We start from the raw sequence: 23,658 nt of genomic DNA, 5'->3' as shown, positions 1-23,658 counted from the left end.
CCGCTGATTTCTGAGATGGCCCGCTCTGTTTTTCTTTGCTGAAGCTGTTAAGGTAAAACAAACAACCCAAAAGTAAAAACAGAAAATCCGGGGCTATCTATGAAACTCACTTTCGTCGCTTGTCTGACTGCTGCACTTTTTGCCAGCAGTTATGCCGATGCAGCTTATTATCGCTCGCCTTCACTGCAGCAAAACCAACTAGTGTTCACCGCAGAAGGTGATTTATGGCTAAGCTCTGTCAATAGCAGCGAGGCCAAACGCCTGACTACGCATGCTGCTGAAGAATCTCAGGCACTTTTTACCCCGGACGGCAAAGCTGTGGTGTATGTAGCGGCTTATGATGAGACGCCGGATATTTATTATTTAGCGTTAGCGGGCGGTGCGCCAAAGCGTCTGACTGCGCTCAATGCCAAAGTGAAATTACAAGGCTGGAGTCTGGACGGCAAATTGTTGTACAGCACAGATGCCATGACAGGGCCTGTAAACAGCTGGGTGCTGAAATTGCTCGATTTGGACACTCAGCAGACCGAAACTTTACCGCTATTGGACGCCGTTGAAGCTGTGCTGGATGAACAAAACGGTTATGTCTACTTTATCCGTTATGGCTTGCAATTAACGGGGGATAACGCCCGTCAGTATCAGGGCGGCGCTAAAGGTCAGCTCTGGCGCTGGAAACTGGGCTCACAACGTGAAGCTGAACGTTTGGTGGCTGATCATCAGGGGTCAATACGTCACCCTATGATCTGGCAAGGTAAGTTAGTACTGGTCAGTGATGCGGGCGGTAATCCGAATTTATGGTCTTATGACCCGGTATCCACCGAACTGAAAGAGCTGACCAGCCATCAGGATTTTGCAGTTCGCTCAGCTCGTATGGATCAGGGCAAAGTGGTGTATCAACTGGGCGCTGATATCAAGTTGCTGGATTTAGCCTCAGGCCAAAGCAGCAGACAGGCTCCGGTATTGGTCACGGACTCACCACAGCAACGTCAGCGTCTGTTAAGTGAGCCTTTAAAGTATCTCACATCCGATTCAGTCGGCTTCGCTAAACAAAAGTTGGTATTAACCCTGCGTGGCAAAGTGCAGGTATTATCCAAGGCGCCTCAGCGTATAGTCGAGCTGGCAGTGCCTGAAACAGCACGAGCCCGCAGTGCTGTTGTCAGTCAGGATGGTCTGTGGGTGTATTTGATTTCCGATCAGTCCGGTGAACCGGAAATCTGGCGATATGCTGCCGATGGTTCGGACCAGGGTAAACAGCTGACTAAAGATGGTCGGGGGTTTCGCTGGAATTTAAGCTTATCCCCAGATGGGCGTTATGTAGCGCATGATGATAAACAAGGCCAGCTCTGGTTACTGGATGTCAGCACTGGCAAAAATCAGTTGTTGTATAAAAGTGGTTCAGGTTTAAGCCCTTACAGCGATTTAAACTGGAATAAAAACAGTAATTTACTGGCTTTTACCACGGAAAAAGATGGCGTGGGTCGTCAGCAAATTGGTTTGTATTCCATCAAAGAGCAACAAGCCAAATTACTGACCACAGATAAATACAACTCCTACAGCCCTGCTTTTCATCCCGATGGCGACTGGCTGTATTTTTTATCTGAACGTGAATTAAAACCCACCCCGGGCGGCCCATGGGGCGATCGCAATATGGGGCCGGCTTTTGATAAAAGGGCGCAGGTGTTTGCTTATGCACTCAATAGCACAGCTGTATTCCCATTCGCAGCTGAAACCGAGCTGACGACAGGCTTAGAAGGACAAGCTAAAGCCATCGCATTTGAAAATTTACCAGGCCAGCTATGGCAAGTACCAGTAGCGGCCGGCAATTATCAAAAACTACAGGCCGGGGCCGATTATTTGTATCTGCAGGAGTTTGAATACAGCGGCGATGCAGGGGCTGTCAGAGCAGTAAAAATTGAACCAGACAATAAAAAGCTGCTGAGCTTTGCCGGTAAGGTGAGGGATGTACAAAGCAGCGCTGATGGTAAGTCATTGTATTTACGCTATGAAACCGAACCTGGTCAGTACAGGTTTTTCTTAGGTTCAGCCACAGCCAAAGCGCCGGAGGGTGAAGACGCCGAACCATGGGCGGTGGATAAAATCAGCCTGACCCTAACGCCTAAAGCTGAATGGCAACAAATGTTTCATGATGCCTGGCTGATGCATCGTGAATTTTTATTCGACCCAGCTATGCGGGGTGTCGATTGGGGCAGTACCAAAAAGCGTTATCAGCCTCTAGTCGACAGAGTGACAGACAGATTTGAGCTCGATGATGTACTGGCGCAACTGATTGGTGAATTGTCGGTATTGCACTCGCAAGTGCGAGGCGGTGATTATGCCAAAGCCAGTGAAAGCAGCAAAGCCGCCAGCCTTGGTGCTGAATTTATCAGCCGTAATGGCAAACTGATGCTGCAGACTATTTATCAGACAGACCCGGATTTACCTGCTGTAGCCAGTCCACTCAATAGCGCTGGAGTGGAACTCAAAGCAGGCGATAGTGTAGTGGCTGTGAACGGTAGAGCGGTCGCTACAGTGTTGGATCTGCATCAGGCCTTACAGCAGCAACAAGGTCAGCAAGTACTGTTGCAGTTCGAGCGCGACGGCAAAAGCTTTAAAAAAGTGGTAGTCCCCGTCAGCCCACAACAAGAACAAACATTAAGGTATCAGCACTGGGTACAGCAGAAAAAGCAGCAGGTAGAGCAGCAAGGTCAACAACAGCTGGGGTATTTGCATTTGTACGCCATGACCGCCGGCGATATTAGCAACTTTGCCCGTGAGTTTTATGCCAACGTGGATAAACCCGGTTTGATTATTGATGTGCGCCGTAACAGAGGCGGCAATATCGACAGCTGGGTGATTGAAAAGCTGTTACGTAGGGTTTGGGCCTTCTGGCAACCCACTCAGGGCAAAGCCTATGGCAATATGCAACAGACATTCCGTGGCCAGTTGGTGGTACTGACCGATCCTCTGACCTATTCAGATGGCGAAACTTTTGCCGCTGGTGTGAAAAGTTTAGGGTTGGGTCCGGTAGTTGGACAACAAACTGCGGGTGCCGGCGTCTGGTTGTCGGGCCGTAACTTATTGGCTGATATGGGCGTGGCACGGGTTGCAGAGACAGCACAGTTTGATAGAGACGGCCGCTGGATCATCGAAGGCCGGGGTGTCAGTCCTGATGTGTGGGTCGACAACCTGCCTTATGCCAGTTTTAACGGCCAGGATGCACAGTTATCTTATGCCATCAGTCTGTTGCAAAAACAGTTGCAGGAAAAAGCCGTATCAGAACTGAAAGCCGAACCCGTAAAACCCGGCATAGCCAAAGATGCACAAAAGCTAAGCTGGTAATATACCCGTCGTACTTGAAGTTGCAGCTTTGTTGACAGCGTGAGACCCCAGTCACATAGGTAAACTATGTGACTGGGGTCTCACGCTGTTGTCGCCTCCCTGATATTCCAGGTTACTTGGGTATAAACTCAAAATGGGGGAGAAAGCAGGTTACGAAAAAACGTAATGGGTTTTTGTCCTGCCGTTGGATGTAAGCGCTTTACATTTTTCGGTTTAACTGGTATCCAATTGAAATAATTCATTATTGGATAAAAGTCATGAAACTTAAACTGCTGTGTTTTTCTGTCGCCTTTTGTAGTTATGCCACGCTGGCAGCCGACTGGCAGGCTTTGCTGGATAAAAATTTGAGTCAGTGGGATACCTACTTAAGTTATAAACACAAAGAGTCGTACGATGGTTCAGTGCCCAAAGATGAGCAGGGTAAACCTATTGCGCCTATAGGTTTAAATACAGGCAACGATTTATACAAAGTATTTACCATGCTTGAGGAAAATAATGAGCCTGTGCTTCGAGTCAGCGGTGAAATTTATGGTGCTGTCACCAGTAAAAACTCTTACAAAAACTACCACTTAAAACTGCAGTTTCGCTGGGGGGATAAAAAGTGGCCACCTCGCCTGAATAAACTCAAAGACAGCGGTATTTTGTATCATGCTGTAGGCGAACATGGGCAGGAGTATTTCCGTTCCTGGATGATGTCGCAGGAATTTCAGATCATGGAAGGTCATAATGGCGATTATTGGCAACAGGCCAATTCAGCTATTGATGTGCGCGCTTTTATGCCTGAGTCCATTATGAATGCGGTAGCTGATGAAACTCAGCCTTTTCTGAAAGTCGGTAAAGGCGAAGAGTTGCAGGGGTTTGTCTTACGTAAAGACAACCATGAAAAACCAGCAGGGCAGTGGAATACGCTGGAGCTGATTAGTTTTGAAGGCCAAAGTCTGCATATCGTCAATGGTCATGTGGTGATGGTGTTGCGCAATTCCCGGTATGTTACACCGGACGGTAAAACCAAGCCTTTAGTCGAAGGTAAAATTCAGTTGCAAAGTGAAGCAGCAGAAATTTTTTACAAAGACGTGCAAATCAAAGCGCTTGATCAGATGCCAGCTGAGTATGCCCGGTTGTTTTTGTAATGTTTTAGCAAAAAGAGGCCGCCACAGGCAGCCTCTTTGATTTGAGAAAAGTTGTGGCCGAACTAGGGGTCAGAATTTGTATCCGACGTTCAATACCGCCACGGTTTTGTTATCGCCTTCACGACGCCCGTTCTGATGCTCTGCAGTGCCTAAGCCGCCACCTAAAGTCCAGCCTCGACCATTAAAGCCGTTAAAGTGGTAGTCATAAGTCGCCAGCAGCAAACTATCTGCATCAAATACATCGGACTCTGACGCATACTGCGCACCAAAAACGTGCTGACTGCTGACCGATGGCGCCAGATGAAAACCGACAGCAGCGCCATTTACGCCGACACCGACATACAGAGCCATATTGTTTTCGCGATAGATAAACTTACCGCCTAAATCGCCATACTGTGAACCAAAACCTGCCGCCGGGATAAATTCGCCCGCCTGCACTGTGGCTGTGAACGCCGCAGTAAGTACCAGCGCTGTGAGCGCTACTTTCATTTTCATTGGTAGTCAACCTCTGTTGGATTTTGTATCTGATGTCATGGAGTGACAAAACGGCGGCAGTCTATCTTTGCGAAATGAACGGTAGCTTACTGGTATTGAAAAAGTATCTTGAGGCCGATTTGGAAAAATCTTCTGAGTGAAAAAGTAAAGATTCAGTTCAGCCAGCGCTCATTTTTCGTAGGTTAGGCTTGCAATTCGCCTGCTGTTGGGAAGTCCGAACCTTACCCGGCAGTGTCAACCAAAAGAAGACAGGAGTGCATCTTATGAGTGCAATCAAACAACAGCAAAGTGCGCAACCCTATGACTACAGCGCCCGAACCATCAACGAAGCATTAACTCAACAGGAACGCAGAGCATTAAGCCTGATTTGGCGGGATGACGACAGTGACGTTGTAAACACAAAACGTCGTGAAACTGCGGTTGAGCATTGCGCTGAGCTCGGCTACAACTGATTTTTTAAGCGCTGCAGGACATCTGCCCGCACTGAGCTAAAGCAGGGGTAGCTAAAGCATAACCCTGCTACTCCCGCTATTTTGCCTGTGTCCTGGCGTTCACCACTGTGCACATCTGGCGTTTGCCTGCTGAGTATCACTGCGGGTGATCACGGGTGTGCTCCGTCAGCTTGGTACAACTTCAGTTGCTGCATCAGTTGCCAGACGCTTTGTGGTTGCTCTGTGGCCTGCAAATAATCACCAACTTTTTGCCGCTGAGCGGCAGATTTATTTTGCGATAGTTTCATTTTTCCAAGCCAACTGCTGACATCGATCCGCACGCCACAGATAGCATGCACCAGCTTTTGTTGATACTCAGCCGCTTGCTGCAGATCTGGCGCAGAAAAACTTTCTTGCCTGCGCACTAAATCCAGCGTTTGCTCCGTATTCAAGGTAAAGGCTGTGCCTTTGAGTTCCACCAGACTGTAGTTCCAGGTGGACACCGCATCTTCTTCGTCATAACAGTCAGCGGCGACAAACGCATGTGGGCCCATAATCACAACCTGTACTTGCTGTTGATCAAGCTGCTTTAACTGTGGATTGTTGCGGGCTAGGTGACAATAAGCCGTAAGTCGTTGCTCTTGCCAGTCGAATAAAAAAGGCAGAGGGCTGTACAGCAGTTCCGGCTTGCTGCTGAGCAGTAAACCAAAATAGTTTTGCTGCAGAAAAGCCTGGATCTGTGGCTGATCGTCAGTGTGAAAATGTTTAGGCAAATACATGATTTTTAGAGTTCTCTTTTGATCACAAAGGCATTGTGACATAACTGATAGCCGACTTTGGGGTAGTACCGCATTGCACTTTGCGCACTGTGCAACAACTGCTGTACTTCAGGTCCTGTGACGTGTTGCACCTGACGTAATAATTCTTTGCCAATGCCTTGATGTTGCGCGCTTTTATCCACCAGCAAATCACAGATATAAACCACCCAGGCTTTGTCCGTCATACAGCGGGCTAAGCCCACCAACTTGCCCTCTTGCCGTGCAGTCACCAATAAATTGGCGCTGGCTAGCAGAGTCGCCATCCGGCTTGGATTGTCTATGGGTCTGTTAATGCCAGAGGCTTTATATAAAGCCAGCATTTCTTCCAGATCAAAACCGGACTCTACTTGATAACTCAGCATGCAAACTCCTCCTGTGCTTGTGTTGGTTGCTGTTTTATCGTTAAACTGGTCCTGTTGAAAGTGCCAGTTTTGTTAAAGTGAGAGATCCAGTTTGCGAATTGAGCTTGGAAGTTTTTTCCTGTCCGGTCAGGGGACTTTGCAACAACAGTTGTATCAGGCACTGCGCGAAAAGCTATTAACGGCGCAGTGGCCAAGCAGTGCCTTGTTGCCATCCAGCCGGCAGTTAGCCAATGAACTGAATCTAAGCCGCAACACTATTAATCAGGTGCTACAGCAGTTAGTCGCAGAAGGTTATCTGCAAGGACAACCAGGGCGAGGTTATCTGATTGTATCTACAGCTCCTGATCAGTTTTTTCAGGCCAGCAGTGGGCCTTTCAAAGCTGCCGAAACCGAGATGGAGCTGTTTGATTATGGCATCCGCCTGAAGTCCGGACCTGCATCTGGTTTGTTGCAACCAGGAGTGCCGGATTTAGCTGCTTTTCCTTTTGCGTTGTGGCAAAAGTTGACTCAGCGTCACAGTGGCAGAGCCGCCTTGGCGGGTATGGCTGATGTGATGGGGTATTTGCCACTACGTCAGGCACTGAAAGATTATTTGCGCCAGTCTCGTCAGGTGTTGTGTGACGAGGACAGTATTCTGATCACACCCGGTGCTCAGGCCGCTTTGTTTGTCGCAGCAAAATTAGTCAGCAAAGCCGGAGATAAAGTGGCGATGGAGTCACCGGGCTATCCGCGTCTGCATCAGGCGTTGCAGTTATCCGAAGCCGACATTCACTACATTGATGCCAGTTCAGATCAGGGGATTGCAACCTCAGCACTGCATCAGCTTCAGGGCTGCAAAGCTTTGTTTGTCACCCCAGCCCACCAATACCCTATGGGTGGCATTATGCCGCTGACAGAGCGGTTACAGTTATTGGAGTGGTCGAGACAACAACATTGTGTATTGGTCGAAGATGATTACGACAGTGAGTTTCAGTTCAAACACAGGCCTATTGCCAGTTTACAGGGGTTAGCTCAGGGGCAGGGCGTGATTTACGTCGGATCCTTTAGTAAAACCTTATTTCCTGCACTGAGGTTGGGATATCTGGTGCTGCCTCAACAGTGGATGCCTAAAGCGGCAGCTTTACTGCAGGCTCTGTATGGTGATGTGGCTTTAGTGCCTCAGGCCGTGACTGCAGATTTTATACTGGAGGGGCATTTTGGCCGGCATTTACGGAAAATGCGGCAGTTGTATCAGCACAAACAACAGTATTGCCTCAACCTGATCAGAGAGTTTTTACCCGACGCCATCTTGCATGCTCGATATGCAGGCTTACATCTGTGTATTGAGTTTCCTTACAGCATAGCGGATCAACAATTAACTGCTGAACTGGTAAAGCGCGGTTACAGAATACAGCCTTTAAGTCGTTATGTGTTTTCAGGTATCAAGCGTACAGGTTTAGTCATAGGGCTTGCTCATACCACGGAGCAGCAGTTAATAGTGGCTGTAAAGTTGATTGCACTGCTAGTGCCTTGCTACAAAGATGCTGGTGAACTGGAATAGATTGCATAATTTGCAAATGGGAATTATTATCATCTAAGTTGTTTATTTACGCTGTTACATCTGATGATAAAACCTGAGCAAAAAAATGCAGCCGCCAAATTGATCAAAACCACCCGACAGTGGCTTGGGCTTTTTATTGTAATAACCGGAGCTGTACTACTGATGTTGGAGGGGATTGCGGTCTTACCGCTCTAATACTCAAGCCTGGCCTGAACCTGGCAAACTAACCAGACGAACCCCGCACTGTGTTCAGCTCTCTTGTTGTTCTGCTGTACACTGATTACAATCGCCGCCATTTGAGTGAATGAGTTGGAGTTGTGATGAATAAAAGTCTTTTGACCAATCTATTGTCTTTGATAGTGATGGCCTGTGGCTGGTTTTTCGCGCTGCCCTGGTTATGGGCTATGGGATTGTTCGCATTTTCAGGGGCCGTAACCAACTGGCTGGCTATTCATATGTTGTTTGAAAAAGTGCCACTGCTGTATGGCTCAGGCGTCATTCCGGCGCGTTTTACTGAATTTAAACAGGGCATTTATGATTTGATCATGGGGCAGTTCTTTAGCAAAGAAAATCTGCAACGTTTACTTGCAGAGCAGCATGAACAGGACGCCGTGAGCTTAAAACTTGCTCCGGTGATTGAAGCTATCGACTTGTCTCCAGCCTTTGATGCCCTGCTTGAAACTGTGCAGAAGTCCTCTTTGGGTGGCATGCTGGCTATGTTTGGTGGTGCTCAGATGTTAGTGCCGTTAAAACAACCTTTTATTGAAAATTTGAGTCGTTCTTTAGTTGAGCTGGCGGACAGTCCGGACGTACAACAGCAGATTAAAAATCAGCTGCATCAGGGTGATACTATTGATCTGCTGCAACCTAAAATTGCTGCTGTAGTAGAAGCTCGTTTAGCGGAGCTGACGCCTGCGATGGTCAAAGACATAGTGCAACAGATGATCCGTCAGCATTTAGGCTGGTTGGTGGTATGGGGCGGTGTGTTTGGGGCCTTGATTGGCTTGTTAAGTAGTATTGTCCCTGCGATTTAATGGCTTAGACCGCAGGGGAAGCCTGAACTTTGCCCTGCTGTTCTTTTAACCACCATTTCAGGGCGGTCAGGGCAGATAAATTTCGCCTTTTAAATACAGCCTGGCCTGACCGGATACCTGCACCCGGTCTGACTTGAGTTCACAGCGTAACACTCCACCCCGTGCCGAGGCCTGATACGCCATCAGTTGGTTTTTCCCTAACCTGTCTGCCCAGTAAGGTACTAGACCGGCGTGAATGGAGCCTGTGACCGGATCTTCATCGCCACCATTGGCGGGCCAGAAATAACGGGAGACAAAATCGTAGTCTGTGCCTGCTGCCGTTGCGACTACATCGTAAGGGGCGAGCTTTTTAAGCTCTGAACTGACTGTGCAGAGTTGTTTTACCTGCTGCTCGTTATCATAAACGGCAAAATAAGCCTGCGCACTGCGCAATACTAAAGTCGGAGTAATGGATAAACCAGTAAGCAATGCTTCTGGTGCATCAACAGCACTGGCCAGACGTTTGGGAAAATCCATTTGGATCCAATTATCTTTTTGCTTGCTTACCATTAAGTCACCTACAGCTAAAGTACTGAATTTAAGCTCAGTACTGTCAGTTTGACTAAACAAGACAAAAGCGGCAGCTAAAGTGGCGTGACCACAAAAATCAATTTCAGTGACTGGAGAAAACCAGCGGATCTGATAGTGATCCTCAGCAAGCTTTAGTATAAAAGCCGTTTCTGACAAGTTGTTTTCAGTGGCAATCTGTTGCATCAGTTCAGGACTGATGGCTTGAGATACAGGCACTACCGCCGCATAGTTCCCCTTGAACAACTGATCGGTAAACGCATCGACCTGATAAATGGGCAGTTTCATCTGTGTCTTCCCTCGTTTGAGCTTAAGTTGCTGCATCATAACTCAGAAAAATGCAGCCTGATGGCTGAACTTGCTTATAATGGAGCCGTTTTTTTATGAGGGGGTTTGATGAAAGTTATAATGTCAGTGTTGTTGGCCGGTCTGTTCGTTTGTGCCTCTGTCTCTGCCAATGAGGTGGATATGGAAAAAACCATGAAACAAATGGCGCTGAGTTTTAAACAAGCAAAAGATGCTCAATCTGTTGAACAAATGACGGTTGCTATCGCAAGTTTTGAAGCGCAGGTCCAGCTGGCACAGCAAGCCAGCTTCGCACCTGAAAAAGCCGAGTTGTATCAAAAGGGACTCAAAGAGCTGGCACTTGAGGTGGATCAAACCCAATTATTGTTGGAAAAAAATGACTTAGTAGCGGCACAACAACAACTGCAAAAGCTGGATGAGCTGCGCAAACAGTATCATAAGCACCGCAAGCCAAGTTTCTGGCAGCTGATTTTTGGCTAATGCTGCGCAGTAGAGACTAAATACAGACAATGAATCACAGATTGTTATTATCACATGCAGCAGACGGGCGCTTTTGAGGAGCTATCACCATGCGTTTATTGTCTATCGCGATTTTATGTTGTTCCTATGGCAGTTGGGCCGCTTGTCCTGGTCAGTTTGACAGCAGCACTGACCAGCAATGGAATCAGTTTCGTTTGCACTCAGACGTGAAACGTCTGGGTCCCTTGCTGGCTGAAGAGTTTGTATTAACGCATTCGGATGGCCGAGTGGAAAACAAGCACAGTTATTTACAGGATTTGGCCAGCAGCAACAGGGTTAACAGCCAGATTGAAAACTTTGATGTCCAGATCCGTTGTTTTGAAAATACAGCAATAGTCACAGGAAGAACTCTGCAGCAAGGGATATCTGCTGGCAAAAAATGGCAGGGTGAATTCCGCTTCACCCGCCTTTGGTTTTATCAGAATAATCAATGGTTGCTGCAGGCTTCACACTCCTCTCGTTTGCGTTAACTGGTTTTTCCAACCCTATCTGAAGTATATTGCACACAATTCAATTGAGTCGGGTCAGATCATGAGTGCTGAAAAAGAAGATTATTTAGTGCTGGAAAAACAGCTGTGTTTTTCGTTGTACAGTGCAAGCCACAGACTGGTGCGCAGCTATCGACAGTTACTTGAACCTCTGGATTTAACCTATCCACAGTACTTAGCCATGTTGGTGCTGTGGCAGCAGAGCGAACTTAATGTCAAAGAATTAGGCGAAAAATTGCATCTGGATTCAGGCACTTTAACTCCTCTGTTGAAAAGGCTGGAAAACAAAGGCTTAGTTAGCCGAACCCGCAGTCAGCTTGATGAGCGTGTGGTACACATCCACTTGACTGAACAAGGCAAGGCGTTAAAAAACCAGGCCAGCCATATTCCTGTGGCTATATTTCAGCAGTCCGGTTTGCCTTTAGCGCAGTTACTTGAGTTGAAACAAAGCTGCGATTTGTTGTTTCAGCAGCTGGACACCTTGTAATACTCTGCTGCATCCCCATCTTATATTGCAGATCCTTGCAAAGGGCAGGATGATTTCAATGAGGCAAAGACTATGAGTTTATCTTTTTACAGTGCGTCAGTTCCGGTGTTCAAGCAGTTTCTTACCAGCTTAAAAGATTTATTAGCTAAAGCCGAAAAATTTAGTCAGCACAAAGAATTAGACGATGCAGTATTGCTGCAGTCGCGTTTGTATCCTGATATGTTTCCGTTGGTGCGTCAGGTGCAAATTGCTGCCGATTTCGCTAAAAGTGTCTCAGCTCGTTTAGCTGGCGTTGATGTACCAGCCTATGAAGACAATGAGCAGACTTTTGCACAGTTACAGCAACGTCTGGATAAAACTCTGGCTTTTCTGGACACTTTAACTGCAGAACAATTTGCCAATGCTGCAGACAAAGAAATTGTTTTGCGTCCGGGCACGGCCAAAGAAAAACGTTTTACTGGCACTCAGTATTTAGCTCACTATGGTTTGCCACAGTTTTATTTTCACGTCACCACAAGTTATGCCCTGCTGCGACATAATGGTGTTGAAGTCGGCAAAAAAGATTATATGGGGCAAATCTAAATTTCCTCAGGCCATCAGGGGGGCTGCGTTGTCTCTATGCAACGCTGATTTGTCGGGATCCTAAGAGAAACAGCGGCGACTTAAAAAGCTGCTGTTTCTGTATTTACTTGAAGTATAAAATACCTTCCACGGCTTCCGTATTGATATTGTGGTAATGCTTTAGAATCATTTGCCACTTCTCCGCGATAAACTGTTGTTGGCCACTGCGCCTGAATTTTTCTGCTGCTGTTTTCCAGCGTTGCATCAGTTTTGGGTTGGTGCCTGATTTAGACATTAATAAATACACGTCAGAGCTTTTCAGGGTGTAAACCGATTTTACATCTGTGGTTTCGAGACCTTCCTCCCACAATAAATGCTGAATTCCCTGGCTTTCATAGGCAATTAAATCCAATCGGCCTGACCGTAATCTGTGGATATTTTGTTGATGATTCACAGAAGGATGTAAATTACCAAAACCCTGCTCAGTCAGCCATTCCTCTCTGATATCACCACGCACCACTCCTATGGCCTGTACTTTACGCAATTGTTCCAGTGACTCAATGTGAACAGGATTTGAACTTAACGCATACACTGACCAGGCCTTAGTACTCAATTGACCCAGCCAATAAAACTCATCTTCTCTTTTTGGGGTTCTGGAAAAACTAAACAGCACTACATTAGGTTCAGTGCGGGCTATATGAATGGCCCGTGCTTCGGGCAAAACTTCGATTATAGTTTTGTCGTCCAGGCTTCGCTGAATAGCCTGCACCACCTCAACAGAAAAACCAGTAAGTTGGCCATGACTATCCAGATAGCTGGCTGGAGGCTCGACGACTGTGATAATACGAAGGGGCTTGCCGTAAAGTGCAAAGCTGGTTAGAAAAAAGAAAATAACGCCAACAATCCATCGCATGTTTTGCGTTCTCGAAAAAAATACTACTCTAGGTATAGTCAGATTTATTAGCTCTGACAACTTATGAAAGTTTGAGGAGACGTTTAAGTTGTGCTGTTGGCAATAAGATAATCACATTACCTAACGCCACTATAGAAACACCAATCAGTGCAAACCAGCTCCAGTGGTAATTTTCAAAAAGAGTAGAGATACCTAAAGCCACTATAGGAAATAGCACCATGGTATAGGCGGCTTTAGCTGGGCCAATACGTCCAACTAAGGTAAGGTAAGCGCCAAAAGCCAAAACGGAGCCGAATAGCGACAGATACAACAAGGACAAGTTAAACTGAAGACTGGTATCAAATACAGGCATAATACCTTGCACTAAAGCCAAGACCGCCATCATAGCTGCGCCGTAAGTCATGCCAAATACATTACTCTGCACCACTGGCAGCTGTTGCTGTTGGTTTTTCGATGAGAGCATATTGCCAAGTGATGCAATATAAGTCCCAGCGATACTCAAGACTAAACCCCAGAACGCAGAGCCGTTGCTCTCCAACCCTGCCAGTTCAGGCCAGAATACAAAAGCTATACCGAGGATACCTAACAAAGCCCCCAGTAGTGTTTTCATTTCAATAGGGCGGCCAAAAAACAGAGCGCCATTGAGAATATTCATCAGCACTATGCTGGAAAACACCACAGCTATCAGACCGCTGGTCAGGTCTGAAGTCGCCAGGTAAATCAGCAGGTAATTTAAACAGAACAAAAACAATCCCTGCAGAGCCATCCAGCCATGCTGGCGGCGACTGAAACGCAGCGGCAGTTTGCGCCACAGGCACCAAAACCAGAGCAAGAGGGCAGCTAAACCAAAACGATAGGTAATGGACCACATTTCCGGCACATCGCCAAGCTGAAACTTAATTGCAAAAAAAGTCGAGCCCCAAATCAACACTGTGGCCAGATACAAAGTAATGGAATGGGTCAACATACAGCCTCAGGAAAATCGGAGTTTAATCAGCGTGTTGAACAGTTTTTGCCAGTTTCTTCTGGAAGTCGCGTTGTACTATAGCCAGGGCTGACAAGACTGTTTCTGTAGGCAAATCCTGCTGCTCTAGCAACAGGATCAGTTCTACAGCCAGTTGCACCTCAAAAGGGGCATCAGATAAAGCCGGAGTCTCAGCTTTTGTCACGTTGGGTATCTAAGAAAGCTTTGGCTTTGGTGACCGCTTCGCGTACTTTCATCACCATTTCAAAACGTTCAGTCTGAGGTAAGTAAAACGCCATGTCGACTTCATAACGAATATATTTGGGCGGCAACTGATTTAGCACTATGCAGCACAAGTCAGCCAGATATTCAGTGTCGTATTCATCATCCAGACGCAATTCAACCAAATGATCAAGCAGAAGTTTTTCGTAATAGTTATGGATATCGTCATCTAACTTCATCTGTTACTCCTCGTGTGCCTGAACCTTGTGCTCTGGCCCCTGATTATTTTCACTTAGCATAATCAGTTCAGGTATAAAACGCTACCAGCAGATGTTAACTTCAGGTCCTACTGATAGAATAGCGCGGTCAAAACAACAGGCTGTGGCCTAAGATTAAAAAAATGCAAAAGAATACAACCCCTTGTTACTACGGTGACTATCTGCAACTGGACAAGATTTTAACTGCCCAGGCGCCTGAAAGTGCGAAGTATGCCAATGAAGCTCATGATGAAACTTTATTTATTGTGGTGCACCAAGTCTATGAATTGTGGTTTAAGCAGGTACTACATGAACTTAAAGCTGTACTTGGCGTGTTTGCCGGCGACGAAGTCAAAGATCAGCAACTGACAGGTGTAGTACATAAGCTGAAGCGGGTTATTACCATCCAGCAACTGATGAATCAGCAAATTGGCGTGATGGAAACCATGACTCCTCAGGACTTTATGTCGTTTCGTGACTATCTGGTGCCAGCTTCCGGTTTTCAAAGCGTGCAATTTAAAATGCTGGAAATTGGTTTGGGTTTAAAAAGCGAATATCGCATCGACTTTGATAAGAATTCCTTTTACAGCAGATTAAATGAAAAAGACCGGTTGTTTCTAGAAGGCTTGGAAACTCAGCCAAGTTTATTTGAACAGGTGGAGAAATGGCTGGAACGTATGCCATTTCTACAATTTGGTGATTTCAGTTTCTGGCAGATGTACCAGAGCGCGACAGAAATAATGCTGAATGAAGACGAAAGCACTGTGTTGTCGATAGAGCAGATTGCTGAACACGAACGTGAAATGCAGCTCAAAGAAATCATCAATACCAGAGCCAAATTTGCCGCTTTGCTGGATAAAGACAAATATGCGGAACTGCAGCAACAAGGCAGTTTCCGCTTAAGTCAGCGTGCTATGCTGGCGGCCTTGTTTATTACCTTGTACCAGGAAGAGCCTGTGTTTAACCTGCCATATCAGGTACTGACCTGCCTGACAGAGATCGATGAAAATATGACGATCTGGCGCTACAAACACGCCATGATGGTACAGCGTATGCTGGGGACTAAGATTGGCACTGGTGGTTCGTCTGGCCATGACTACCTAAAACGCACTACAGAAAAGAACCGTATCTTCACCGATTTATTCCATATGGCGACGTTCTTACTGCCAAAATCGGATTTACCTGAATTGCCTTTGGCAGTACGCAAACAGCTGGGGTTTTATTTCTCAGGTGCACAGCAGATTTAGAATCACCAAATCTGTAGCTTCAGGTACTAAGAATATCTGCCCAAAGTAATTGATGTTGCAGTGAGGCGGCAAGCGAGTGAGACCCCGGGAGCATAGTTCACTATGTGACTGGGGCGAAAGCGCGCTGCCAACAAAGCTGCAGCTTCAAGTACGAAGGGCATGAAACCAGCGGTTTGTATTTGGTAACGGCAAACCGCTGATTTTAAAGGCCGCATAAAACAGCTGCAGATGAATTTGAGTTAAAGCCTCGAGATCACGCTGATAACCGCCGCCAATCACAGCCGCTACCGGAATGCCGCGCTTGTGACATTCGTTGAGTACATACCAGTCCCGCTCTGCCACTCCTGCTGTACTGATATGTAAAAGCCCTAAATCATCCTGCTGATGAATGTCGATACCTGCATCATAAATCACTAAATCCGGTTGATGGATGCGCAGTAAATAATCCAGACTTTGCTGCACTGCTGCCAGATATTCGTCGTCTGTGCAGGCTGTGGGCAAGCCTAAATCCCAGCTCGATTGCTGCTTGCGGGCAGGGAAGTTTTTTTCACCATGCAAAGAGGCTGTAATGATGGCTGGTTCATTTGCAAAAATTGCGGCAGTGCCATCGCCCTGATGTACGTCACAATCAAAAATCAGCACCTTATCCACGCCCTGAGTTAAGGCATAACGTGCCGCCACAGCTAAATCATTAAATAAACAAAAGCCACTGCCTTCACCAGCAAAAGCATGGTGGTAACCGCCACTTAAATGCAAAGCTAAACCTTGCTGCAGTGCAAGCTGTACCGTTTGCACTGTGCCGCCAACCGAGGTTAATGAGCGTGTTACCAATTGTTCTGACCAGGGGAAACCTATACGGCGCATGGCCTTGCTATCAAGCTGACCGGAGATGAGCTGCTCTGTATAAAACGGCTCATGCACTGACAATAACCGTTCAACGCTGGCGATTTGAGATGACGTGAATTGATCAGCCGGCACACCCAACTCCAATAAGGCCTGATACAAAGCCTGATATTTGCCTATCGGATAACGGTGTTTAAAAGGCAAGTCAAGCTTGCTGTAAATAGGGTGATAAATCAGCCCCAGCGGTTTTGTTCGGACCACTGAATTTCTACCTCTAATTCACTGATGGCTTTGCGACAACGACCTAAACGGGCGTGAATAGCCAGCACTCTGTCGGCACTTGTATCCGCAGAACCGCCGGACAACTGACGTTGCTCCAGTTCCAGCATATCCAATAAGCGTCTTTCATAACCCTGATACTCAGACAGTTGCTGATAAAGCTCTTGCGTTGAGCGACGTAGTTGTCCCACCATAGCCTGAGCTTGTTCTGATGCATTAGGTGAGGTGGGGCGTTTTTTGCTTTTACCCGGTAAATAACGTAAGTCTTTGGTTTGAAAAGCCCGACTTAAGGCTTGAATTTGGGCGCTGAGTTTAGCCGCTAAAGCCTGAGCTGAGCCAGTGCGCTGTTCTGAGCTGGCTTTGAGGCGTTTGAGCATAGCTTCAGCTTCCAGCACATAGTCGGTTAAAAAAGGCGAATGGGATTGAAACAAGTCACTATCAAACCAGGCTTTTTGTTGCCAGCTGCTTTGTTTACCGTCAATCACTTTGGCTTGTTCAGTCAGTTGCTTTAGTTGTTGCTCAAGCGCTGCCAATAAGTCTTTCATCCATTGCTCCAGGCTTGCCATAACAAGCGGGCCGTAATAGCCAATACCATAGTTAAAAACAGCGGCCGGATAAATTTACTGCCAAAACGTATCGCTGAACGGGCACCAAAATAAGAACCGAGCATTAAACAAGCACCCATCGCAAGGCCCAATGCCCAATAAATATGGCCAAGCCAGGCAAAAGTCACCAGCGCAAAGATGTTGCTGACACAGTTCATCGAACGCGCGACACCGCTGGTGAGCAGTAAGTTAATTTTATACAGCGCCATGGTCGACACCATCCAAAACGAACCTGTGCCTGGACCTGCCAGACCATCATAAAACCCTAAGGTAAAGCCCTGAGCTCTTTGCTGCCAGAAATGTTTAGGCGTCTGCTCTGGTAAGGTGAGTTGATCGTCTGGCTGCATTTTTACCAGCAGGCTGTACAAAGCAGCAATGACAATAAAAAACGGAATAATACGTTCCAGCCATTCTTTGCTGATTAAATCCACCACTAAAGTGCCACAAGTTGCACCAATAGCAGTGAATATCAGAGCAGTACGCCAAAATTGTGGGTCAAACAGTTTACGCCTGTAATAAGTAACGGATGCGGTAATAGAGCCAAAAGTGGCAGCCAGTTTGTTAGTGCCTAATACCAGATGAGGCGGTAAACCTGCAGTGAGTAAGGCGGGGACTGTCAATAAACCTCCGCCTCCGGCCACTGCATCAATAAAACCTGCAACTAAAGCGACTGCACATAAAGCAGCGACTACCCAGAGGTCTAAACCTAATTCCATTGTTATTCTTCAATAGTTCGTGAAAAAGGGGGCAAGGCGTTGAGCATGGCTTTGCCATAAGTTTTGGTTACCAGGCGTCTGTCTAAAATAACAATGCGGCCATGGTCCATCTCCTGACGTAACAGTCTACCACAGGCTTGCACTAGTTTTCGTGCTGTGGCTGGTACAGTCATTTGTAAAAACGGGTTGCCACCGCGTTTGGTAATAGCTTCAGATAAAGCTTCTTCCAAAGGTGAGGAGGGCACGGCAAAAGGCAATTTGGTGATCACCAGATTGGTTAGCAAAGCCCCAGGTAAATCCAGACCTTCGGAGAAGCTTTGGGTACCACATAAAATACTACCTTCGCCAGCTTTGACTTTCAGCGCGTGAAGCTCCAGTAACGACTGACGTGAGGCTTCTCCTTGTACTAAAAAAGACCAGCCTTTAGCTCGGAGCGCCTCTACGACTTTTTGCATTTGCCAATACGAAGCAAACAGCAGCAGGTTCCCTGCGGTTTTATCTATGTACTGTGGCAGTTTTGCTATTAATTCATCAGTAAAAGCATCACTGCTGGGGTCCGTTTGCATTTTTGGCAGCAGCAGACGGGCTTTTTGTTGATAATCAAATGGTGAGTCAACTTTGAGTGTTTGCAAACCCGGATGCTGGGAAAGTCCCAACTCCTGTTTGATATAGTCAAAACTATTCAGGGTGGTTAAGGTGGCAGAACACAGCACTGTGGCAAAGGCCTGACTGAATAATAAATCGTCCAGTAAAAAGCTGACAGACAAAGGACTGGCATAAGCGCTGCTTTGCTGATGTTCTTTTTGATCTTGTGTGACCCAACGCGCCTGATTGACATGTTTTTGCTGCGGTACTGAATACAGTCGCCAAAGTTCCGATTGCTGCTCAAATCGGTGTTCTATAGCGGTGAGTTCGAACTGCAGCGGCAGGACCAGCTTAGTTGCGATTTTATGTTCAGTCGCAGCTTCAGATAAAAACTGTTGTAATTTCTCAACAGCAGATAGAGCTTTGCTACTTAACTCGGCTAATTGGTCTGCATTGGAGGCAAAAGTCTCAGGCAATACCGCATCGGCAAAACGATAATGTGGTTCTTTAGCAAACCAAGAACTTTGATTCAATTCAATCTGATGTTGCACAGGTTTGAGCTGCTTTAAAAAGTCGCTCGCTAGCTCATCGAGTTTTAACACTTCGGTCATAGCACCATGTTGCGGTAAGACTCCTGCCAACTGCTGCGTGGTCTTTTTTAGCTTTTCCAGATACTGGACCGGGAAACTCAGCGGCGCATGTGCTGAAAAGAAATCACGACCGCTGTCGGGTAAGTGATGGGCTTCATCTATGACATATATACAGTCGGCGGGCTCTGGCAATATTTGCGATCCTGCATCTAAATCAGCTAGTAACAAGGCATGATTGACGACCAGCACAGTGCTGCCCTCTATCTCAGCACGAGCTAAATGAAAAGGGCATTGATGGTGCACTGAGTTCGCTTTGCTGCAATGCGCAGGATCAGAAGCTATGGCATACCAATGTTCATCTGCTATTGGTTCCTTTAAGCTGTCTCTGTCACCTAACCAATGACGTTGCTGCCAGTTGCTAAGTAACTGCTGTAATAAAGGAGCTGGCGCCGTGCTTTGAAATAAAGGCAGTAAATCGGGTTGTTGTAGTTGCTGACGAATTTTTTCGACACAGGCATACCTTTGCCTGCCTTTCACCAGACAAAATTCAAATTTAAGACCGCTGTGTTTCAGGAAGAAAGGTAAATCTTTTTGCACCAGCTGTTCTTGCAAAGCGACAGTTGCTGTTGCTATCACCAGTGTTTTCTTTTGCTTTAATACAAAAGGAATAGCAGCCATCAGATAAGCCAGAGATTTACCTGTGCCAGTGCCTGCTTCTACTAATAGGGTTCTGTCATAGCTGTGATAACTTCCGGCCAGAGTGTTGGCAATCTCAGCCACCATTTTATTCTGGCCAGGTCTGGGTTGGTAATTCGTCAGATTGCTTTTGAGCTGTTGATGAATTTCACGAATTTGGTTTTTTAAAGCATCAGTAAGCATTAAAACATCTGGATAAAAAGACAGGGGTTTATGATAAGGCAGCTGTAACTCGAGCGCAATATCGATATCGAGGTGAAAATTTGAGCTTTTCGGTGCTAAATAAATGAAAAAAACTAATTTATAGGTGTATTGATTAGGTTTACGAAATTTTGCATTGAATCTTACCAGATTTCTATTTTGACCAAAAAGTGAGCGGTAATTGGGGGGGGATTGAGCTGTTTGGTACTGAATTTGAGACGAAAACTCAAAATATGTCCATTCTTTTCATCATGTCCGATGTAAAAAGTCTGGATCATCGGGCTCGTTGACAACAGTTGACGTAATCTGTTCCGTAAAAGCTGTTGACCACGCTGAAAAATTGCGTTTATTATCGAGTCGTTGTTTTCGGGGTCCGCCTCGATTGCGAAAAGTTCCGGAGTTCCAATCGCCGTAAAGGTTGGTCATCGTAAAAATAGAATCACTAGATAGTGGTCCAGGGAGAATAAAACATGTTTACAAATAATAAATTATCGAAGGCAGTGCGTTTAGCTGTTGCTTTTGGTGCAGCTTCTACAGCTGTTTTCGCCGGTGCAGTCGTTGCACAGGAAGCTGAAGAAGCAAAAGAAGTTGAACGTATTGAAGTTACTGGTTCACGTATCAAACGTACTGATATTGAAACTGCAAGTCCTATTCAAATTACTTCTGCTGAAGAGATTAAAGCTGCTGGTTATACCCGTATTGAAGATATGCTGAACAGCCTTCCTCAAATCGAAGCTTCAAGCACAGCCTTCACTGCTAACGGTACTTCTGGTACAGCTACATTAGATTTACGTGGTATCGGCGCTAACAGAACATTAGTGTTAGTAAACGGACGTCGTTTACAACCAGGTGGTCTGTACTCAAGCTCTGCTGACGTTAACCAGATCCCTGCAGCATTAGTTGAGCGTGTAGAAATTCTGACTGGTGGTGGTTCTGCAACTTATGGTGCTGACGCTGTTGCTGGTGTTGTTAACTTTGTAATGAAAGATGACTTCGAAGGCGTTGAGTTAAATGCCGGTTACTCAGGTTACCAGCACAAAAATGATAACAGCTTTATCCAAAGCAAAATGGATGCTGCTGGTTATGATTATGAAACAGGCAACTCTGGCTTAGACGGTAAAAGCAAAAGCCTTGACCTGACTGTTGGTGGTGCTTTTGACGGCGGTAAAGGTCATGCGACAGCATACGCATCATGGCGTCAGGTTGACGAGATGCTGCAAAAAGAACGTGATTACGCGTCTTGTGCATTAGCTGCCGGAACAGGAAACTGTGGTGGTTCTTTCACCAATGCCGTCCCTAACTTTGATATTTACCCAATTTTCAATGGCGAAACTGATTTTAACCAAAACGCGTTTTGGACCATTGAAGATAACGGTGGCACTACTCAGTTCTCTGAGGATGTTGGTGTTTATAACTTCGCTCCAGTTAACCACTTCATGCGTCCGGATGACCGCTTCACTTTAGGTTCCTTTGTACGCTACGAATTGAACGAACATGCTAACGTTTACACAGAAGTTAGCTACATGAACAACAGAACTATCGGTCAGATTGCTGAATCAGGTTTATTCTTCGAACCATTCGTTTTCGACGCTGATGCTGCTGTGTTCTCTGATGCACAGCGCGACCAGTTAGCTGCAGCTTTCCCTGGTGCAGACCAGTACTCAATCAGTATTGCAAAACGTAACGTTGAAGGTGGTGGTCGTACTGCTAACCTGGAACACAACTCTTTCCGTATCGTGACTGGTATGGACGGTATGATCAATGATACATGGTCTTATGACGTATCTTATCAATACGGTTCTGCAAGTTCGTCTGATGCATACAAAAACGACTTCTACATCAACTACGCTGGTACCCGTGTTGGTGCTTCTGGCGAAGAAGAGTGTGTTGGCGATTGTATCCCTTACAAAGTGTTTGAATTCGGTGGTGTAACGCCAGAAGCTGCTGCTCAGATGGCTGGTGCTGCTATCGCTACTGGTTTTACAACTCAGAAAGTATTTAACGCTTTCGTAACTGGCGAAACTGGTTGGACAGTTCCTGGTCACTCTTTACCTGTTGCTGCGGTAATTGGTGTTGAGAAACGTGACGTGTTCTTTGACCGTACCGTGGACACTATTTATGCTGAAGGTGCTTTATCTGGTCAAGGCGGTCCTACTCTGGATCTGCAAGGTGGCTATAAAGTAGAGGAAGTATTTGGTGAATTATCTGTTCCATTAGTTGAAGATGTCGCTGTTGCTGAGAACATTACTCTTGAATTAGGTGGTCGTTACTCAGACTACTCTACTTCTGGTGGCGAAAATGCATTCAAAACAGCAATCGACTGGTCAGTAAACTCTGAATGGAAATTACGTGCTAGCTACAACAAAGCTGTTCGTGCACCAAACGTGTCTGAATTGTTTGCAAGCCAGGGTCTTGGTTTGTGGTCTGGTTCAGATCCTTGTGCTGGTGACGATCCTGCTTTAAGTCAGGCTGAATGTGCTAACACAGGCGTAACAGCAGCTCAGTACGGTAATATCACTCCAAGTGCTGCTTCACAATACAACCAAATTGCTGGTGGTAACCCAGAGCTGACTCCAGAAGTGGGTAAAACGCTGACAGTTGGTATCGTTGGTAACCCGTTTGAAAACTTCAACTTCAGTATCGACTACTGGAACATTGAATTAAGTGATGTTATTTCAGCATTAGATCCTGAAGAAACCATCACTCAGTGTGGTAAAACAGGTATCGCTGCATACTGTAACCTGGTAAACCGTGCTCCTAGTGGTAGCTTATGGTTAAGTGACGAAGGTTTTGTCACTGCAACAAACCAAAACTTAGGTAACGAACATTACCGTGGTATCGATTTAAGCATGAACTACAGCATGGATGTTGGTCCAGGCACGTTGTCTACCAGCCTGTTGGGTAGCTACAACATGAAGAAGTTCTTCGATCCGTTACCAGGTGTAGATGGTACTTCTTACGATTGTTCTGGTCTGATTTCTACTAAGTGTTTCCCACAACCAGAGTGGCGCCACACTATGTCGTTTAACTACACCACTGGCGGTGATTGGACTGCAGGTGCTAAATGGCGTTACTTCGGTGCTGTTGAATTTGATGGCACTTCACCAAACATTCTGATTGGTGACGAAATTGAAGGCGTATCGTTCTTTGACGTAGTGGGTTCTTATGCTCTGACTGAAAATGTAAGTGTTCAGTTGGGTGTGAACAACGTGTTTGACCGTGAGCCTCCATTAGTAGGAAGCACTTTGGCTAACACTAACACTATCGCAGGCTACTGGGACTTGTTAGGTCGTTATGTTCACATGAACGTAACAGCACGTTTCTAATAAGACTGTTGACTATTCGTTAAGTTAATTATTAACTTAACGGGCGATTTAAAAGCCGGCTGTATTTCAGCCGGCTTTTTTATTGTCAATCTTAAACCACCTCCTATGGAGGTGGTGATCGTTCGGTCGGGGCTATG

Annotated in this window: 23 protein-coding genes; 11 read left to right on the top strand and 12 right to left on the bottom strand. The window is 46.2% G+C overall.

Features of this window, described 5'->3' with window-relative positions; genetic code table 11:
* Nucleotides 1-99 precede the first annotated feature (99 nt).
* A complete protein-coding gene (locus WH43_RS13260) occupies nt 100-3,339 on the top strand; it encodes a S41 family peptidase (protein ID WP_053425087.1) in 3,240 nt (1,079 codons plus the stop codon).
* Nucleotides 3,340-3,596: 257 nt separating this feature from the next.
* A complete protein-coding gene (locus WH43_RS13255) occupies nt 3,597-4,469 on the top strand; it encodes a 3-keto-disaccharide hydrolase (protein WP_053425086.1) in 873 nt (290 codons plus the stop codon).
* Nucleotides 4,470-4,538: 69 nt separating this feature from the next.
* Here WH43_RS13255 and WH43_RS13250 read toward each other — a convergent pair whose 3' ends face one another.
* A complete protein-coding gene (locus tag WH43_RS13250; RefSeq protein ID WP_053425085.1) occupies nt 4,539-4,964 on the bottom strand; it encodes a hypothetical protein in 426 nt (141 codons plus the stop codon).
* 263 nt (nt 4,965-5,227) lie between these two features.
* On the opposite strand from WH43_RS13250, the gene WH43_RS13245 reads away from it, so the two are divergent.
* The gene (locus WH43_RS13245; RefSeq protein ID WP_053425084.1) at nt 5,228-5,416 is read left to right on the top strand and encodes a hypothetical protein; all 189 of its coding nucleotides are present in this window, start codon (nt 5,228-5,230) and stop codon (nt 5,414-5,416) included.
* Between the two features lie 149 nt (nt 5,417-5,565).
* Here WH43_RS13245 and WH43_RS13240 read toward each other — a convergent pair whose 3' ends face one another.
* Together WH43_RS13240 and WH43_RS13235 are read right to left on the bottom strand one after the other, a co-directional pair.
* Entirely contained in the window at nt 5,566-6,174 is a 609-nt protein-coding gene (locus tag WH43_RS13240) for an FMN-binding negative transcriptional regulator (RefSeq protein ID WP_053425083.1), read from the bottom strand.
* Nucleotides 6,175-6,179: 5 nt separating this feature from the next.
* A complete protein-coding gene (locus WH43_RS13235; protein WP_053425082.1) occupies nt 6,180-6,575 on the bottom strand; it encodes a GNAT family N-acetyltransferase in 396 nt (131 codons plus the stop codon).
* Nucleotides 6,576-6,666: 91 nt separating this feature from the next.
* On the opposite strand from WH43_RS13235, the gene pdxR reads away from it, so the two are divergent.
* Both pdxR and WH43_RS13225 read left to right on the top strand, forming a co-directional pair.
* Nucleotides 6,667-8,115 carry a MocR-like pyridoxine biosynthesis transcription factor PdxR gene (pdxR, locus tag WH43_RS13230; RefSeq protein WP_053425081.1) on the top strand — a complete coding sequence of 483 codons (1,449 nt, stop codon included), beginning with the start codon at nt 6,667-6,669 and terminating at the stop codon, nt 8,113-8,115.
* A gap of 320 nt (nt 8,116-8,435) precedes the next feature.
* Nucleotides 8,436-9,149 carry a DUF445 domain-containing protein gene (locus WH43_RS13225; protein WP_053425080.1) on the top strand — a complete coding sequence of 238 codons (714 nt, stop codon included), beginning with the start codon at nt 8,436-8,438 and terminating at the stop codon, nt 9,147-9,149.
* Nucleotides 9,150-9,215: 66 nt separating this feature from the next.
* Here the strand turns inward: WH43_RS13225 and WH43_RS13220 are convergent, their stop codons facing one another.
* Entirely contained in the window at nt 9,216-10,004 is a 789-nt protein-coding gene (locus tag WH43_RS13220) for a PhzF family phenazine biosynthesis protein (protein WP_053425079.1), read from the bottom strand.
* A gap of 108 nt (nt 10,005-10,112) precedes the next feature.
* Between WH43_RS13220 and WH43_RS13215 the strand changes: the two genes are divergently transcribed.
* The 4 genes from WH43_RS13215 to WH43_RS13200 all read left to right on the top strand — a co-directional run bounded on the left by WH43_RS13215 (nt 10,113) and on the right by WH43_RS13200 (nt 12,098).
* On the top strand, nt 10,113-10,502 hold the full coding sequence (locus WH43_RS13215; RefSeq protein WP_053425078.1) for a cytochrome b562: 390 nt from the start codon (nt 10,113-10,115) through the stop codon (nt 10,500-10,502).
* A gap of 89 nt (nt 10,503-10,591) precedes the next feature.
* On the top strand, nt 10,592-11,011 hold the full coding sequence (locus WH43_RS13210; protein WP_053425077.1) for a nuclear transport factor 2 family protein: 420 nt from the start codon (nt 10,592-10,594) through the stop codon (nt 11,009-11,011).
* A 61-nt stretch (nt 11,012-11,072) separates the two neighbouring features.
* The gene (locus WH43_RS13205; RefSeq protein WP_053425076.1) at nt 11,073-11,516 is read left to right on the top strand and encodes a MarR family winged helix-turn-helix transcriptional regulator; all 444 of its coding nucleotides are present in this window, start codon (nt 11,073-11,075) and stop codon (nt 11,514-11,516) included.
* A 72-nt stretch (nt 11,517-11,588) separates the two neighbouring features.
* Nucleotides 11,589-12,098: a DUF1993 domain-containing protein gene (locus WH43_RS13200; protein ID WP_053425075.1), complete on the top strand. Its 510-nt coding sequence runs from the start codon at nt 11,589-11,591 to the stop codon at nt 12,096-12,098.
* Between the two features lie 103 nt (nt 12,099-12,201).
* Here the strand turns inward: WH43_RS13200 and WH43_RS13195 are convergent, their stop codons facing one another.
* From WH43_RS13195 to WH43_RS13180, 4 genes are all read right to left on the bottom strand, one after another.
* The gene (locus WH43_RS13195) at nt 12,202-12,990 is read right to left on the bottom strand and encodes a substrate-binding periplasmic protein (protein ID WP_053425074.1); all 789 of its coding nucleotides are present in this window, start codon (nt 12,988-12,990) and stop codon (nt 12,202-12,204) included.
* Nucleotides 12,991-13,051: 61 nt separating this feature from the next.
* Nucleotides 13,052-13,957 (bottom strand): DMT family transporter, encoded by a 906-nt coding sequence (locus WH43_RS13190; protein ID WP_053425073.1) that lies wholly within the window; start codon nt 13,955-13,957, stop codon nt 13,052-13,054.
* 22 nt (nt 13,958-13,979) lie between these two features.
* On the bottom strand, nt 13,980-14,159 hold the full coding sequence (locus WH43_RS13185) for a DUF2496 domain-containing protein (RefSeq protein ID WP_053425072.1): 180 nt from the start codon (nt 14,157-14,159) through the stop codon (nt 13,980-13,982).
* The gene (locus tag WH43_RS13180; protein WP_053425071.1) at nt 14,146-14,415 is read right to left on the bottom strand and encodes a late competence development ComFB family protein; all 270 of its coding nucleotides are present in this window, start codon (nt 14,413-14,415) and stop codon (nt 14,146-14,148) included. The genes WH43_RS13185 and WH43_RS13180 overlap by 14 nt, the downstream gene beginning before the upstream one ends.
* Before the next feature lie 161 nt (nt 14,416-14,576).
* Between WH43_RS13180 and WH43_RS13175 the strand changes: the two genes are divergently transcribed.
* Nucleotides 14,577-15,680: a tryptophan 2,3-dioxygenase family protein gene (locus WH43_RS13175; RefSeq protein WP_053425070.1), complete on the top strand. Its 1,104-nt coding sequence runs from the start codon at nt 14,577-14,579 to the stop codon at nt 15,678-15,680.
* A gap of 144 nt (nt 15,681-15,824) precedes the next feature.
* Here WH43_RS13175 and WH43_RS13170 read toward each other — a convergent pair whose 3' ends face one another.
* From WH43_RS13170 to dinG, 4 genes are read right to left on the bottom strand one after another with little or no spacing between them, the layout of a single operon-like run.
* A complete protein-coding gene (locus WH43_RS13170) occupies nt 15,825-16,784 on the bottom strand; it encodes a histone deacetylase family protein (RefSeq protein ID WP_053425069.1) in 960 nt (319 codons plus the stop codon).
* Nucleotides 16,757-17,347, bottom strand: coding sequence for a primosomal replication protein (locus WH43_RS13165; RefSeq protein WP_053425068.1), 591 nt, complete (start codon nt 17,345-17,347; stop codon nt 16,757-16,759). Before WH43_RS13165 ends, WH43_RS13170 begins: the two co-directional genes overlap by 28 nt.
* Nucleotides 17,344-18,123 (bottom strand): sulfite exporter TauE/SafE family protein, encoded by a 780-nt coding sequence (locus WH43_RS13160; RefSeq protein WP_053425067.1) that lies wholly within the window; start codon nt 18,121-18,123, stop codon nt 17,344-17,346. The genes WH43_RS13165 and WH43_RS13160 overlap by 4 nt, the downstream gene beginning before the upstream one ends.
* Before the next feature lie 2 nt (nt 18,124-18,125).
* The gene (dinG, locus tag WH43_RS13155; protein WP_053425066.1) at nt 18,126-20,177 is read right to left on the bottom strand and encodes an ATP-dependent DNA helicase DinG; all 2,052 of its coding nucleotides are present in this window, start codon (nt 20,175-20,177) and stop codon (nt 18,126-18,128) included.
* Between the two features lie 488 nt (nt 20,178-20,665).
* Here dinG and WH43_RS13150 point away from each other — a divergent pair, with 488 nt between their 5' ends.
* Nucleotides 20,666-23,521, top strand: a complete 2,856-nt coding sequence (locus WH43_RS13150; RefSeq protein ID WP_053425065.1) for a TonB-dependent receptor domain-containing protein — start codon at nt 20,666-20,668, stop codon at nt 23,519-23,521.
* Nucleotides 23,522-23,658 lie beyond the last annotated feature (137 nt).

The organism is Rheinheimera sp. KL1, from assembly GCF_001275035.1.
GTDB lineage: Bacteria > Pseudomonadota > Gammaproteobacteria > Enterobacterales > Alteromonadaceae > Pararheinheimera > Pararheinheimera tangshanensis.
This window is presented reverse-complemented; position numbering and strand designations above follow the sequence as displayed.

Excerpts from the sequence above, each read along its gene's own strand:
- WH43_RS13235 (WP_053425082.1), bottom strand. The coding sequence starts at position 6,575 with ATGCTGAGTTATCAAGTAGAGTCCGGTTTTGATCTGGAAGAAATGCTG.
- WH43_RS13225 (WP_053425080.1), top strand. The coding sequence starts at position 8,436 with ATGAATAAAAGTCTTTTGACCAATCTATTGTCTTTGATAGTGATGGCC.
- WH43_RS13200 (WP_053425075.1), top strand. The coding sequence starts at position 11,589 with ATGAGTTTATCTTTTTACAGTGCGTCAGTTCCGGTGTTCAAGCAGTTT.
- WH43_RS13150 (WP_053425065.1), top strand. The coding sequence starts at position 20,666 with ATGTTTACAAATAATAAATTATCGAAGGCAGTGCGTTTAGCTGTTGCT.
- WH43_RS13210 (WP_053425077.1), top strand. The coding sequence starts at position 10,592 with ATGCGTTTATTGTCTATCGCGATTTTATGTTGTTCCTATGGCAGTTGG.
- WH43_RS13205 (WP_053425076.1), top strand. The coding sequence starts at position 11,073 with ATGAGTGCTGAAAAAGAAGATTATTTAGTGCTGGAAAAACAGCTGTGT.
- WH43_RS13190 (WP_053425073.1), bottom strand. The coding sequence starts at position 13,957 with ATGTTGACCCATTCCATTACTTTGTATCTGGCCACAGTGTTGATTTGG.
- WH43_RS13250 (WP_053425085.1), bottom strand. The coding sequence starts at position 4,964 with ATGAAAATGAAAGTAGCGCTCACAGCGCTGGTACTTACTGCGGCGTTC.
- WH43_RS13255 (WP_053425086.1), top strand. The coding sequence starts at position 3,597 with ATGAAACTTAAACTGCTGTGTTTTTCTGTCGCCTTTTGTAGTTATGCC.
- WH43_RS13165 (WP_053425068.1), bottom strand. The coding sequence starts at position 17,347 with ATGAAAGACTTATTGGCAGCGCTTGAGCAACAACTAAAGCAACTGACT.
- WH43_RS13160 (WP_053425067.1), bottom strand. The coding sequence starts at position 18,123 with ATGGAATTAGGTTTAGACCTCTGGGTAGTCGCTGCTTTATGTGCAGTC.
- WH43_RS13260 (WP_053425087.1), top strand. The coding sequence starts at position 100 with ATGAAACTCACTTTCGTCGCTTGTCTGACTGCTGCACTTTTTGCCAGC.
- dinG (WP_053425066.1), bottom strand. The coding sequence starts at position 20,177 with ATGCTTACTGATGCTTTAAAAAACCAAATTCGTGAAATTCATCAACAG.
- WH43_RS13215 (WP_053425078.1), top strand. The coding sequence starts at position 10,113 with ATGAAAGTTATAATGTCAGTGTTGTTGGCCGGTCTGTTCGTTTGTGCC.
- WH43_RS13240 (WP_053425083.1), bottom strand. The coding sequence starts at position 6,174 with ATGTATTTGCCTAAACATTTTCACACTGACGATCAGCCACAGATCCAG.
- WH43_RS13245 (WP_053425084.1), top strand. The coding sequence starts at position 5,228 with ATGAGTGCAATCAAACAACAGCAAAGTGCGCAACCCTATGACTACAGC.
- WH43_RS13220 (WP_053425079.1), bottom strand. The coding sequence starts at position 10,004 with ATGAAACTGCCCATTTATCAGGTCGATGCGTTTACCGATCAGTTGTTC.
- WH43_RS13175 (WP_053425070.1), top strand. The coding sequence starts at position 14,577 with ATGCAAAAGAATACAACCCCTTGTTACTACGGTGACTATCTGCAACTG.
- WH43_RS13180 (WP_053425071.1), bottom strand. The coding sequence starts at position 14,415 with ATGAAGTTAGATGACGATATCCATAACTATTACGAAAAACTTCTGCTT.
- WH43_RS13195 (WP_053425074.1), bottom strand. The coding sequence starts at position 12,990 with ATGCGATGGATTGTTGGCGTTATTTTCTTTTTTCTAACCAGCTTTGCA.